At 36.5% G+C, this 12,389-nt stretch carries 14 protein-coding genes and 1 riboswitch; of the genes, 5 read left to right on the top strand and 9 right to left on the bottom strand.

What is annotated here, in order from left to right:
* A complete protein-coding gene (gene rlmE, locus O1Q81_RS06125; protein ID WP_386696541.1) occupies positions 1 to 627 on the bottom strand; it encodes a 23S rRNA (uridine(2552)-2'-O)-methyltransferase RlmE in 627 nt (208 codons plus the stop codon).
* Positions 628 to 733: 106 nt separating this feature from the next.
* On the opposite strand from rlmE, the gene yhbY reads away from it, so the two are divergent.
* Positions 734 to 1,036: a ribosome assembly RNA-binding protein YhbY gene (gene yhbY, locus O1Q81_RS06120; protein WP_386685982.1), complete on the top strand. Its 303-nt coding sequence runs from the start codon at positions 734 to 736 to the stop codon at positions 1,034 to 1,036.
* 165 nt (positions 1,037 to 1,201) lie between these two features.
* On the opposite strand, the gene greA is transcribed toward yhbY, so the two are convergent.
* Positions 1,202 to 1,681, bottom strand: coding sequence for a transcription elongation factor GreA (gene greA, locus O1Q81_RS06115; RefSeq protein WP_386685980.1), 480 nt, complete (start codon positions 1,679 to 1,681; stop codon positions 1,202 to 1,204).
* 154 nt (positions 1,682 to 1,835) lie between these two features.
* Here greA and dacB point away from each other — a divergent pair, with 154 nt between their 5' ends.
* Positions 1,836 to 3,263, top strand: coding sequence for a serine-type D-Ala-D-Ala carboxypeptidase (gene dacB / locus O1Q81_RS06110; protein ID WP_386693785.1), 1,428 nt, complete (start codon positions 1,836 to 1,838; stop codon positions 3,261 to 3,263).
* 96 nt (positions 3,264 to 3,359) lie between these two features.
* Here dacB and ilvN read toward each other — a convergent pair whose 3' ends face one another.
* The 3 genes from ilvN to O1Q81_RS06095 all read right to left on the bottom strand — a co-directional run bounded on the left by ilvN (position 3,360) and on the right by O1Q81_RS06095 (position 7,410).
* On the bottom strand, positions 3,360 to 3,851 hold the full coding sequence (gene ilvN, locus O1Q81_RS06105; protein ID WP_386685976.1) for an acetolactate synthase small subunit: 492 nt from the start codon (positions 3,849 to 3,851) through the stop codon (positions 3,360 to 3,362).
* Positions 3,852 to 3,864: 13 nt separating this feature from the next.
* A complete protein-coding gene (locus O1Q81_RS06100; RefSeq protein ID WP_386685973.1) occupies positions 3,865 to 5,583 on the bottom strand; it encodes an acetolactate synthase 3 large subunit in 1,719 nt (572 codons plus the stop codon).
* A 291-nt stretch (positions 5,584 to 5,874) separates the two neighbouring features.
* Entirely contained in the window at positions 5,875 to 7,410 is a 1,536-nt protein-coding gene (locus tag O1Q81_RS06095; RefSeq protein ID WP_386696539.1) for a Na+/H+ antiporter NhaC family protein, read from the bottom strand.
* Positions 7,411 to 7,507: 97 nt separating this feature from the next.
* Positions 7,508 to 7,717, bottom strand: a riboswitch (Lysine riboswitch).
* A 154-nt stretch (positions 7,718 to 7,871) separates the two neighbouring features.
* Here O1Q81_RS06095 and O1Q81_RS06090 point away from each other — a divergent pair.
* Positions 7,872 to 8,270: an H-NS family nucleoid-associated regulatory protein gene (locus O1Q81_RS06090; protein WP_386685967.1), complete on the top strand. Its 399-nt coding sequence runs from the start codon at positions 7,872 to 7,874 to the stop codon at positions 8,268 to 8,270.
* A 72-nt stretch (positions 8,271 to 8,342) separates the two neighbouring features.
* On the top strand, positions 8,343 to 9,182 hold the full coding sequence (gene purU, locus O1Q81_RS06085; RefSeq protein ID WP_386685965.1) for a formyltetrahydrofolate deformylase: 840 nt from the start codon (positions 8,343 to 8,345) through the stop codon (positions 9,180 to 9,182).
* A 57-nt stretch (positions 9,183 to 9,239) separates the two neighbouring features.
* On the opposite strand, the gene O1Q81_RS06080 is transcribed toward purU, so the two are convergent.
* The 3 genes from O1Q81_RS06080 to rplM form a co-directional block, all read right to left on the bottom strand.
* Positions 9,240 to 9,452, bottom strand: coding sequence for a cold-shock protein (locus tag O1Q81_RS06080; RefSeq protein WP_386685963.1), 213 nt, complete (start codon positions 9,450 to 9,452; stop codon positions 9,240 to 9,242).
* A 324-nt stretch (positions 9,453 to 9,776) separates the two neighbouring features.
* Positions 9,777 to 10,172, bottom strand: a complete 396-nt coding sequence (gene rpsI, locus O1Q81_RS06075) for a 30S ribosomal protein S9 (protein ID WP_386685960.1) — start codon at positions 10,170 to 10,172, stop codon at positions 9,777 to 9,779.
* Between the two features lie 15 nt (positions 10,173 to 10,187).
* The gene (rplM, locus tag O1Q81_RS06070; RefSeq protein ID WP_386692905.1) at positions 10,188 to 10,616 is read right to left on the bottom strand and encodes a 50S ribosomal protein L13; all 429 of its coding nucleotides are present in this window, start codon (positions 10,614 to 10,616) and stop codon (positions 10,188 to 10,190) included.
* Between the two features lie 324 nt (positions 10,617 to 10,940).
* On the opposite strand from rplM, the gene O1Q81_RS06065 reads away from it, so the two are divergent.
* Positions 10,941 to 11,339, top strand: a complete 399-nt coding sequence (locus O1Q81_RS06065) for a YhcB family protein (protein WP_132302543.1) — start codon at positions 10,941 to 10,943, stop codon at positions 11,337 to 11,339.
* A gap of 44 nt (positions 11,340 to 11,383) precedes the next feature.
* On the opposite strand, the gene prmB is transcribed toward O1Q81_RS06065, so the two are convergent.
* The gene (gene prmB, locus O1Q81_RS06060) at positions 11,384 to 12,301 is read right to left on the bottom strand and encodes a 50S ribosomal protein L3 N(5)-glutamine methyltransferase (RefSeq protein ID WP_386696537.1); all 918 of its coding nucleotides are present in this window, start codon (positions 12,299 to 12,301) and stop codon (positions 11,384 to 11,386) included.
* Positions 12,302 to 12,389: the final 88 nt, after the last annotated feature.

The raw sequence follows: 12,389 nt of genomic DNA, 5'->3' as shown, positions 1-12,389 counted from the left end.
TTAATGTTTATATCCTGTTGCTACAATATAGACTTCGCGAGAACGATCTCGTGATGCTTCTGGCTTACGAACTTTGACCGAGGTAAAAAGTGAACGAATCTCTCGCAAATATTCATCAAAACCTTCACCTTGAAACACTTTCACCACAAAACTGCCCTTGTTCGCCAGCACTTGTTTGCACATATCTAATGCCAGTTCTACTAAATACATGGCTCGTGGAATATCCACTGACGGCATACCACTAAAATTCGGTGCCATATCTGACATCACAACATCTACTTTACTCTCACCTACTCGCTCAAGTAATGCAGCAAGCACATTTTCATCACGAAAATCCCCTTGCAAAAAGTCCACGCCTACAATAGGATCCATTTCCAAAATATCACAAGCAATGATACGACCGTTACCCCCAATCTGGCTAACCACATATTGTGACCACCCCCCAGGTGCTGCCCCAAGATCGACTACCGTCATGCCTTGTTTAAATAAGCGATCCGATTGCTGGATTTCATCTAATTTAAAATAAGCTCGAGAGCGTAATTTTTGTTTATGTGCTTTCTGCACAAACTGATCTTTAAAATGTTCATTTAACCAACGGCTTGAACTTGCCGATCTTTTTCTTCCCATAATTTCTTAAATTTTGTGGTAGTTTTTGTAATATAAGGCTAAAATAGCCTAATTCAAGCCAACTGCGGTATTTTTCACCGCACTTTTTTAATTTAGGATTATATTTATGTCAATGACATTATCAACCAAACAAAAACAATTTCTCAAAGGATTAGCCCATCATTTAAATCCTGTCGTCATGCTTGGTGGCAATGGTTTAACCGAAGGTGTTCTGGCTGAAATCGACAATGCTCTTAATTATCATGAGCTGATCAAAGTTAAAGTAGCTGGTGCGGATCGTGAAACTAAACAGCTCATTATTGATGCTATTGTGCGTGAAACCAAATCTACAGCAGTACAAACCATAGGTCACGTTGTGGTGTTGTATCGCCAAAGCGAAGAGAAAAAAATTTCGTTGCCGAAGAAATAATTTGCCCCCCATCCCCCCTTCGGGGACTTCCCCCCGCAAGCAGGGGGAAGAAAATTTTGCTCCAATCTATTCTCGCTAGAAAATTGTTTCTCCTATTCATTTTGCTCCCCCTACTTGCGGGGGGAGCTGTCCGAAGGAGTGAGGGGGTAACCCAAAAAAGCAAAATTATTTATATTCCACTTCCACAATCTCAAATTCTACCTTGCCACCAGGTGTAGTAATCGTAACTGAATCATCAACTTCTTTACCAACTAAGCCACGAGCTATAGGCGAATTAACGGAAATTAAACTTGATTTAATATCCGCTTCATCATCACCCACAATACGGTAACTCACTTCTTCTTCCGTATCCACATTTAACAGCACGACAGTTGCCCCAAAAATGACTTTGCCATTATTTGGCATTTTAGTCACATCAATAATTTGGCAGTTGGATAATTTACCTTCAATTTCTTGAATTCGTCCTTCACAGAAACCTTGTTGTTCACGAGCTGCATGATATTCGGCATTTTCTTTTAAATCACCGTGTTCACGAGCTTCCGCAATCGCTTTAATAATCTCTGGACGACGAGTGTTTTTCAAATAATCCAGTTCTTGTTTGAGTAGCTCTGCACCACGCACAGTCATGGGAATTTGTTTTAGCATTGTGTTTATTTATCCTTTTTTAGGTAAAAACAAAACCACGGCATTGAATTAACAATGTCGCAGTTAAAATAAGTTAAGAAAAAAGTTTACTCAATCGAGTTCGGAGTCTATTATTGTTCTTCTGACAAAAAATAGCAACCCTAAAAACACAACAATGAAGTATTTAAGCAAAAAATGGCTACTGGTCAGCCTTATTTTTTCCACACCAGTATTGTCACAAATAGATATTCCCACTATCGCACAACAATTACCACATGGAGCGAGTTTGGGCTTTATAGCCAAAAATCTCCATAATAACCAAATTATCACTCAATATAATGCCGACACATTTATGTTGCCAGCAAGTACCCAAAAGGTCTTTACGGCTTTAGCTGCCAAATTGACATTAGGCGACCAATTTCAATTTGAAACCAGTTTACTTACCAATGGTAAAATTCAAAATAATGGTTTAAACGGTGATTTAATTATCAAATTCACGGGTGATCCTGATTTAACCAGTGGTCAACTTTACACCTTATTAGCTCAACTAAAAAAACAAAATATTCAAAAAATCACTGGCAATCTGATTTTAGATACGTCAATTTTTGCTAGTCATGATCGCGGTTCTGGTTGGATTTGGAATGATTTAACTATGTGTTTTAACTCCCCCCCAGCCGCCGCCAATATTGACAATAACTGCTTTTATGTAGATTTAGATGCCAATCAAAGTGTCGGTGAAAATGTTAAATTTAACATACCTTCTCAATTCCCAATTCAGATCTTTGGTCAGGTGCAAGTGGTTAGTAATGAAGAATCTAATTATTGCCAGCTTGATGCTGTGGTTCATGACAATAACCGCTATCAAATCAAAGGTTGTATAGCCAGACAAAGTAAACCTTTTGGGCTAAGTTTTGCAGTGCAAGATCCCGATGCTTATGCTGCCGCAATCGTACAACGTCAATTAAGCCGTTTAGGTATTCAGTTTAACGGTAATGTGCAAATTCCACGCTACCCACAGAAAGGTACATTATTAGCTCAACATTTCTCTAAACCACTGCCCGATTTATTGAAAAAAATGATGAAGAAATCAGATAACCAAATTGCGGATGCTCTATTCCGTACTATTGCTTATCAACATTACAAACGCCCAGCTACTTTCCAACTGGGAGCGATGGCATTAAAAAATATTTTAGCGAAACAAGCGGGTATCAAATTTGGTAATAGCATTGTGGCTGATGGCTCGGGGTTATCACGACATAATCTCATTGCTCCAGAAACCATGTTACAAGCACTTGAATATATGGCGAAAAATGAAAATACATTACACCTATTAGAAACCTTTCCGATTGCTGGCGTGGACGGTACGATCAGTGGACGTGGTGGCTTAACGCAACCACCTTTAGTGAAAAATGTACTTGCCAAAACAGGATCGTTGAAAGGGGTTTATAATTTAGCTGGTTTTATGACCAATGCTCGTGGCGAGAAAGTCGCCTTTGTACAATTTATTAATGGTTATTCTACTGGTGAGTTAGAAAATAAAACTAAACGAGCACCGTTAGTACAGTTTGAAAGTCAGATTTATAATGGCGTTTATGCAGAGTAATTTTTTATGTTGAACATCTGATCTTCTTCAACATAATTAAAATTGGGTTTCCCACCCGAGAAACCCAATTTAGCGATAAAAAACAAATCCTAATGCTTAAAGCATATTCTTCTCACCCCGAGAAAGACTAATCAAGCCCGATCTCACAATTTCCAGCACGCTGGTTTCTTCTTTCAAGGCATGAATAAAGGCATCTAATTTATCTTTTGTACCAGATAATTGCACCGTATAAGATTTGGTGGTGACATCTACAATTTGCCCACGGAAAATATCGGTCAAACGTTTAATTTCATCACGTGATGTGCCTGTAGCACGAACTTTCACTAACATCACTTCACGTTCAACGTGTTCGCAACCACTTAAACTAATCACCTTAAACACATCTACTAATTTATGTAATTGCTTTTCTATTTGCTCTAATACTTGCTCATCACCAGATGCTTCAATTGTCATACGAGAAAGGGTTGGATCATCGGTTGGTGCAACGGTTAGGCTTTCAATATTAAAGGCTCGTTGAGAAAATAAGGCGACAACACGAGATAATGCACCTGATTCATTTTCTAATAATACTGATAAAATTCTACGCATTTTCTGTTTCTCCTTATTCTTTATTTGGTGCACACAATAACATGTCATTCATCGCACCACCACGTAATTGCATTGGATATACATTTTCAGTGGCATCAACCAACACATCCACAAACACCAATTTATCTTTAATCGCAAAGGCTTGACTAAGTTTTTCTTCTAATTCATCAGCGTGATCAATCTGAATACCAACATGTCCATAGGCTTCCGCTAATTTAGTAAAATCAGGCAAAGAATTCATATAAACTTGTGAATGACGACCTGAATAAATCAAATCTTGCCATTGTTTCACCATGCCTAAGAAACGGTTATTTAAACTCACGATGATAATCGGCGTATCATATTGTTTTACGGTAGAAAGTTCTTGAATATTCATTTGAATACTGCCGTCCCCCGTAACACAAACCACAGTGCTTTCTGGGTGAGCAAATTTCACCCCGATAGCCGCTGGCAGACCAAAACCCATTGTCCCTGCCCCACCTGAATTAATCCAACGACGTGGTTCATCAAATGGATAATGTAAAGCTGCAAACATTTGATGTTGCCCGACATCAGAAGCGATATAAGCATCGCCTTTGGTTAAACGATAAATGGTTTCAATCACCGCTTGTGGCTTAATCTCTTTCGAAGTGCGGTCAAATTCAAGACATTTTTTCGCTTTCCATTGATCAATTTGTTGCCACCATTCAGTTAAATCAGATTGGGATTTCACTAAATTTTCATCTTTTAATAAGGCTAAAAATTCGCTAAACACATTATCCACACTACCCACAATCGGAATCGAAGCTGGAATATTTTTTGAAATAGACGTTGGGTCAATATCAATTTGAATCACTTTAGCATGAGGGCAATATTTGTTCACATTGTTGGTAGTGCGATCATCAAAACGTACCCCCACCCCTAAAATCAAATCAGATTCGTGCATAGCACAGTTGGCTTGATAAGTACCGTGCATACCTAACATACCTAGGAATTGACGATCGGTTGCAGGATAAGCCCCCAATCCCATCAAGGAAGAGGTGACAGGCAAATTTAATAATTGAGCAAATTGTCGAACTTTCGCACTACTATTATTAATAATAACCCCGCCACCCACATATAGAACAGGTTTTTTCGCCACTAATAAGGCTTTCAAGGCTTTTTTGATTTGTCCTTTATGTCCTTGTGAATTCGGATTATAAGAACGCATACTAATTTCTTTTGGATATTCATAAGGATATTTATTTTCAGGATTCACCATATCTTTTGGAATATCAATCACCACTGGACCTGGGCGACCTGTTGAAGCAATATAAAAGGCTTTTTTAATGATGGTTGGAATATCTTCTGGACGCTGAATAATAAAACTATGTTTTACTACTGGACGAGTAATACCGATAGTATCACATTCTTGGAACGCATCTGTACCGATTAAATGAGAAGGGACTTGACCAGTCAACACCACTAACGGAACGGAATCCGCATAAGCAGTGGCAATTCCTGTAATCGCGTTGGTTGCACCTGGACCTGACGTGACTAACACGCAACCCACTTCACCCGTTGAACGAGCATAACCATCTGCCATGTGAACAGCAGCTTGTTCATGGCGAACTAGCACGTGTTCAATCCCACCTAAGGTATGAATTGCATCATAAATATCTAATACTGATCCACCTGGATAACCAAATAAATATTTTACACCTTGATCACGCAAAGATTGCACAACCATTTCTGCACCTGATAATTTCTTCATAAAATCACTCCGTTTTTACTGACAATTTCTACAGAATTTTGAACCGCACTTTTTATTAAAAGGAAATATTCCTTAATTTGTGAAATTAGTGTACTAAATTCTGGTTAATTGTCTATTCTTTTTTTAGCTTAAAAAACCAACTTTATCAGAATAAAATTCTAAATTTATTAAAATAACAATATTTAATAAATAAAAATTATCCAAAAGATAAAAAATGCGACATAAAGCCGCATTTTATAAACCTAGAACAAAATAAAATTTTTATTTAAAAATTTGAAGCAGATCACATTTTTAACGTTTCTTACTGACAAATATAGCAATAAACAACACTGCTCCTGTGGTAATGAAACCAAGCCAACCCGATTGCGTAAAACCAATCACTAAATAGCCTATGGTTGTGGCTAACGCCACTAATAACGCATAAGGTAATTGGGTAGTCACGTGATCGATATGGTTACATTTCGCCCCTGTTGATGACAGGATCGTGGTATCTGAAACTGGTGAGCAATGATCTCCACACACTGCACCAGCCATTACCGCAGATAAACAAGGTAATAATAATTCAGGTGAAGCATTAACAGCGATAGCTGCGGCAATGGGTAACATAATCCCAAAAGTTCCCCAGCTCGTTCCCGTTGAAAATGCCATTGCCGAACCTAAAATAAATAAAATAGCGGGTAAAAATGCTGGATTTAAATTATCTGAAATTAAAGTAGAAAGATATTTTCCTGTTTGCATATCACCCACGATTTTATTAATCGTCCAAGCAAAGAATAAAATAGCAATAGCACCTAGCATGGATTTAATACCCACGATCCATGCCTTGCCATATTCATTTATACTGACATTTCTATTCACCACAATTAATAATGTAGATACAATCAATGCACTGACCCCACCAACCACTAATGAGATTCCTACGGTAGTATTTTCAAAAGCACCTAAGATACTAAAAGGTTTACCGTCTATGGCTAAAACATCGTTACCCGTTTTCATCATCATAGCAACAGTGGCTAAAATCAGAGTTAAAATCGGTAACACCAAATTACGCACTTTTCCTGAGCTTTGTTGCTGAATTTCTGTCTGTGTTTCTGCTTGTTCTAAGGCTACTTTCTCATGGCGAGCCATTGGTCCAATATCAAAAGAAAAATAAGCCACCACAAAAACCATTATCATGGAAAAAATAGCATAAAAATTCATCGCACTCATGGTGATGAAAGCACTAAATGGAGTATAACCCGTAATAGCATGTTCTGCTAATAAACCTGCAATTAGCGTCATAATATAAGCACCCCAGCTAGAAACTGGCATCATGACACACATAGGTGCGGCGGTAGAATCCAGAATATAGGCTAATTTAGCACGAGAAACATGGAATTTATCCGTCACAGGGCGAGCAATGGCACCCACCGCTAAACTATGGAAATAATCGTCAATAAAGGTTACAAAGACTAAACAAGCTGCCATTAATTTTGCCCCACGGCGATCTTTAATACGTTTTTGCGCCCATTCAGCAAATGCTTGATTACTTCCAGAAACACTTAAAAGTGCGGTTAAAATACCAAGTAATAATAAGAAAAGAATGATATGCACATTACTCTCATTGAGTGCGAATACCCCATTTTCTACTGTATAAACTAGTGAAGACACACGTTCCAAAAGATAACTTAACGCTAAACTGAAATCTGATCCAGTTAACATTAATGCCCCAACAATAATACCCACGCTTAATGACAATAAAACTTTACGTGTAATAATGGCTAAACCAAGGGCTAATAATGGTGGTAAAACCGACCACATTGAAGAAGAAAAATCGATAAGTTCCATTCGTTCTCTACCTAAAAGTAAGGGAGAACCACTGACATCAGTTCACATTAAATAATGTTAAAATGATTTAAAGATAAAGGTAGTTAATAAAACTACCCCTAACAGTAGCGCTCCATAGTAAATAAACAGGTATAAGATTTTTAGTTAAAATATCATACCCTAGACTATGACAGTAACGTTTCTTTCGATAACGTCACCAACCAATCAAAATGACTTTTAATTGATTTCGGCAAATATTCCTTTCTTTTTCCTTCTCCGTTATCCACTCCGAAAAAATACTTATAATATTCGCACCTCTACATTTGTAGGATTTGCAAAGATTACCTGAATAATAGATAAATGCCAATAGGCAGGAATAATATTTTTTATATATTTATACAAAAAACAAAATATTTACAAAAAATAATAATAAGGATATGATTATTGATATTTCTAAATTAATCGAAAAAATGGAGGATAAAATGAACGATCTAATAAATTCATTAAATAACTTACGTAGTTTACGTGCCGCAATTAATACTATTGATTTGGGGAAAGCAGAAAAGATCCTAGAAAAACTAAAAGTTATTGTAGATGAAAAACGTAAAGAAGCTAAAGCCCTAGTCGCAGAAATGAAAGCTCGCCAAGAACTGATTAAAAAGTATCAAGCTGAATTAAAAGAAAAAGGGATTTCTTTATCCGAATTAGGTGTCAATGGTGCTAAACACAAAGTTAAAAAACAACGCACCGCACTTCCAGCCAAATATCAATATGTTGATGATAAAGGTGAACAACGTACTTGGAGTGGTCAAGGTCGTACACCTAAGGTTATCAAAAAAGCATTGGATGCGGGTAAATCCTTAGATGATTTCAAAATCTAACCTTACCTAACAATTAAAATAAAACCCATTTAATATTTGGGTTTTATTTATTTTAAGAATTGGAAACTCAATATGATTGAAAATAAAATTTTATTAACTGACTGTCCTGATGATAAAGGGTTAATCGCTAAAATAACCAACATCTGTTATAAACACCAGTTAAATATTGTGCATAATAATGAATTTGTCGATTTTGAAACTAAACATTTCTTTATGCGTACTGAATTACAAGGGATTTTTAATGAAAAAACCCTGCTCGCAGATTTAAATTTTAGTTTACCACATGGCACGAATTGCCGTTTAATTGATGTTAATCGTAAAAAACGCATTGTAATTTTAGTTACCAAAGAAGCACATTGTCTAGGTGATATATTAATGAAAACTTATTATGGTGGTTTAGATGTAGAAATTACTGCTGTAATCGGAAATCACCAAAGTTTACGTTCCCTAGTTGAACGATTTGACGTACCTTTTCATTGCATTAGTCATGAAAATTTAACTCGAGTAGAACACGATAAATTATTAGCAGATAAAATTGATGAATATCATCCTGATCTGATTGTATTGGCAAAATATATGCGTGTGCTTAACCCTGAATTTGTCGCTCGTTATCCAAATCGAGTGATCAATATTCATCATTCATTCTTACCCGCTTTTATTGGAGCTAACCCTTATAAAAGAGCCTATGAACGTGGTGTAAAAATCATTGGTGCAACCTCTCATTTTATTAATAATGAATTAGATGAAGGTCCGATTATTATGCAAAATGTGATTAATGTAGATCACACATATTCAGCAGAAATGATGATGAAAGCAGGGCGAGATGTAGAAAAAACAGTGTTAAGCCGAACATTGGATCTAGCCATTCACGATCGTTTATTTGTCTATCAAAATAAAACTATCATTTTATAAATATAAAAAATCCCCAGAAAACTAGGGATTTAAATTTAAAATAAAATTCTTTATCTATTATTTGATAACTACAACATCAATCGCAGCTGGACCACGTTGAGAATCTTGTACATTATATTCAACATTGTCACCTTCGTTTAAGGTTTTGTAGTTGTCACCTACGATACCAGAAAAATGAACGAATAAATCTTTTCCGCCATTTGCAGGAGTGATGAAACCAAAACCTTTATCAGAGTTGAACCATTTTACAGAACCGTTTAATTTAGACATGTTGTCTTCCTCATTTGAAAATTTAAATTTGTGCTTGCAAACAAGCCCTCGTGCTAAGAAGGATATAGAAACTGATATTAAAAAATCCAAGAACAAATTTAAAACTTGTGATACGGAAGAACTAATAACGCATTTTATAAACTACTGTCTAGCTGTAAGACATTAAAGCATTAACTCCATATTAAAGCAAGTATTATTTACTCCATTTTGAAAATAAAAATGATTATTAAAAATATGTTAAAAAATAACCGCACTTTTCCCCTAAAACAAAAAAATTGCAAGTCTTTCGACTTGCAATTTCTGTATAAAACGAAAAATAAAGAATTAACGTTTTGAGTATTGTGGACGACGACGTGCTTTGTGTAAACCCACTTTTTTACGTTCAACACGACGAGCATCACGGGTAACAAAGCCCGCAGCACGTAATGCTGGACGTAAAGATTCGTCATATTCCATCAATGCACGAGTGATACCGTGACGGATTGCACCCGCTTGACCAGAAATACCACCACCAGTAACAGTGATGTAAAGGTCTAATTTATCTGTCAACTCAACGAGTTCTAATGGTTGACGTACGATCATACGTGATGTTTCACGACCGAAATATACGTCTAAAGAACGTTGGTTAATGGTGATGTTACCATTGCCCGGTTTGATAAATACACGAGCTGAAGAGCTTTTGCGGCGACCTGTGCCGTAGTTTTGATTTGCTGCTGTCATTTTTTTGCTCCGTGATTAAATATCTAAAACTTGTGGTTGTTGTGCTGCATGTTCATGTTGTGAACCTGCGTACACTTTTAATTTGCGGAACATTGCACGTCCTAATGGACCTTTTGGCAACATACCTTTAACCGCAATTTCAATCACTGCTTCTGGACGGCGAGCAATCATTTCTTTGAAAGTCGCTTGTTTGATACCGCCTACATAGCCAGTGTGCCAGTAGTAAATTTTATCGTCTTCTTTACGACCTGTTACGGCTACTTTCTCTGCATTGATTACCACGATATAATCGCCAGTATCAACGTGTGGAGTGTATTCCGCTTTATGTTTACCACGAAGGCGACGAGCTAATTCAGTGGCTAAACGACCTAACGTTTTACCTGTCGCATCTACTACATACCAGTCACGCTTAACTGTTTCTGGTTTTGCTACAAAAGTTTTCATTAATTAAATTACCAATATTAAATATTAATACCCAGTGTCAATCATTAAGATAAACACAACCATTGATCTCAATCATCACCCCTTCGAGTGCGATCTCGACAAATAATGTGCGGTGGGAAAACCGCAACATTCACAGGGTCGTGCGATTATACAAGGTTTGATAGAAAAAAACCAGTAATTAGTGAAAAAATAAACAAAATTTAACCGCACTTTTATATCAAAAAACTAAAATCATACAAGACAAAAGTAAATTTTAACGCTATGATAAGACAATAGTTTTACATCATACATTAATAATTAACTTAAGGGGGCATTATGCAAAACATTCAGAACTGGTCAAATGAAATGTGGTTAATTGCTGGAATCGGACTCTTTGTTGGGTTTATTTTAGCTTATTTATTCATTAGTTTGACCAAAGGATCGGTAAAAAAACAAACTGAAACCGCAAAAGAGCTAACTCAAGCCAAACAAGAATTGGAATCCCAAAAACAATTATTAGAGAAACATTTTGCAGAAAGTGCTGACTTATTTAAAACACTGGCACAAGATTATCAGAAAATCTACCGTCATCTTGCCAAATCTTCTGAACAACTTTTGCCTGATGCCAATAATAAAAGTTTATTTCTACAAAGTTTTATGAATTCAGAAAAATCTACCGCCATTACGCCAGAAAATCCGCCCAAAGATTATAAAGAAGGTTCTTCTGGGTTGTTAAAGAATTAATATATTTGGGCGAATTCAAAATAATTCGCCCTTATTATTTTTGATTATACAAATAAGTGATGATACCGTTCCAACTCGGCTTTAGTTAACGAAAAAACCCCTAATCCCCCATTTTTAAATTCAATCCAATTAAACGGTACTTGTGGAAAACGAGCTTGCAAATGAATCATTGAATTTCCTACTTCACAAATTAACATACCATTTTCTTTTAGATATTTTGGTGACTCTGCTAAAATTTTTATCACCAAATCCAAACCGTCATCGCCTGCCGCTAGTGCCAATTCAGGTTCATGGGAAAATTCTTCGGGCATACTGTCCATATCTTCTTGATCCACATAAGGCGGATTGGTCACGATTAAATCATATTGATCCTGCGGTAACTGCTCAAATAAATCCGATTGAATCGGGATCACTCGCTCGCTCAAACCGTGACGTTCAATATTATATTCCGCCACATCCAAAGCATCACGGCTTAAGTCCACTGCATCTACTTCTGCATCAGGAAAACGCTCTGCACAGGCAATCGCAATACAACCACTACCTGTACACATATCTAAGATTCTGGTTGGCTCTTGCTCAATAAACTCTGCAAAACCATTTTGAATTAACTCACCAATCGGAGAACGTGGAATCAATACTCTCTCATCTACATAAAATGGCAAACCACAAAACCATGAAGTATTAACTAAGTAAGGGGCTGGAATCCGTTTTTCCACGCGTTCTGTGACTAATGCAATAATCTGCTCTCTTTCCTGTTGGGTTAAACGACTATCATATAAATCTGTCGGCACATCTAATGGCAAATTCAGGCTAGTTAATACCAATAATGACGCTTCGTCCCACGCATTATCCATACCATGTCCATAAAAAAGTGGTTCACTATTAAAGGTGCTATATGCCCAACGTAAATAATCTTTAATGGTGTGCAAATCATTCGATAAATTCTGTTCAGAAAACGCCATTTTTATTGTTCCTATTTGGTAAAATAAAGTTTTTCCGTTAGTATATAGAAATTATTGAATTTTGTCCCGACTCCATTAATTTTAGGAT

Origin of the sequence: Lonepinella sp. MS14436 (assembly GCF_042470565.1) — a bacterium.
Classification (GTDB): domain Bacteria; phylum Pseudomonadota; class Gammaproteobacteria; order Enterobacterales; family Pasteurellaceae; genus Lonepinella.
Note: the sequence above shows the minus strand (reverse complement) of the source record. Positions and strands in the feature narration are given on the sequence as shown.

Bases quoted from the DNA above. Each gene is read 5' to 3' on its own strand.
- ilvN (WP_386685976.1), bottom strand. From the start codon at position 3,851: ATGCGTAGAATTTTATCAGTATTATTAGAAAATGAATCAGGTGCATTA.
- rpsI (WP_386685960.1), bottom strand. From the start codon at position 10,172: ATGACAGCAGCAAATCAAAACTACGGCACAGGTCGCCGCAAAAGCTCT.
- purU (WP_386685965.1), top strand. From the start codon at position 8,343: ATGATTGAAAATAAAATTTTATTAACTGACTGTCCTGATGATAAAGGG.
- dacB (WP_386693785.1), top strand. From the start codon at position 1,836: ATGAAGTATTTAAGCAAAAAATGGCTACTGGTCAGCCTTATTTTTTCC.
- rplM (WP_386692905.1), bottom strand. From the start codon at position 10,616: ATGAAAACTTTTGTAGCAAAACCAGAAACAGTTAAGCGTGACTGGTAT.
- rlmE (WP_386696541.1), bottom strand. From the start codon at position 627: ATGGGAAGAAAAAGATCGGCAAGTTCAAGCCGTTGGTTAAATGAACAT.
- prmB (WP_386696537.1), bottom strand. From the start codon at position 12,301: ATGGCGTTTTCTGAACAGAATTTATCGAATGATTTGCACACCATTAAA.
- greA (WP_386685980.1), bottom strand. From the start codon at position 1,681: ATGCTAAAACAAATTCCCATGACTGTGCGTGGTGCAGAGCTACTCAAA.
- O1Q81_RS06100 (WP_386685973.1), bottom strand. From the start codon at position 5,583: ATGAAGAAATTATCAGGTGCAGAAATGGTTGTGCAATCTTTGCGTGAT.
- O1Q81_RS06090 (WP_386685967.1), top strand. From the start codon at position 7,872: ATGAACGATCTAATAAATTCATTAAATAACTTACGTAGTTTACGTGCC.
- O1Q81_RS06095 (WP_386696539.1), bottom strand. From the start codon at position 7,410: ATGGAACTTATCGATTTTTCTTCTTCAATGTGGTCGGTTTTACCACCA.
- O1Q81_RS06080 (WP_386685963.1), bottom strand. From the start codon at position 9,452: ATGTCTAAATTAAACGGTTCTGTAAAATGGTTCAACTCTGATAAAGGT.
- yhbY (WP_386685982.1), top strand. From the start codon at position 734: ATGTCAATGACATTATCAACCAAACAAAAACAATTTCTCAAAGGATTA.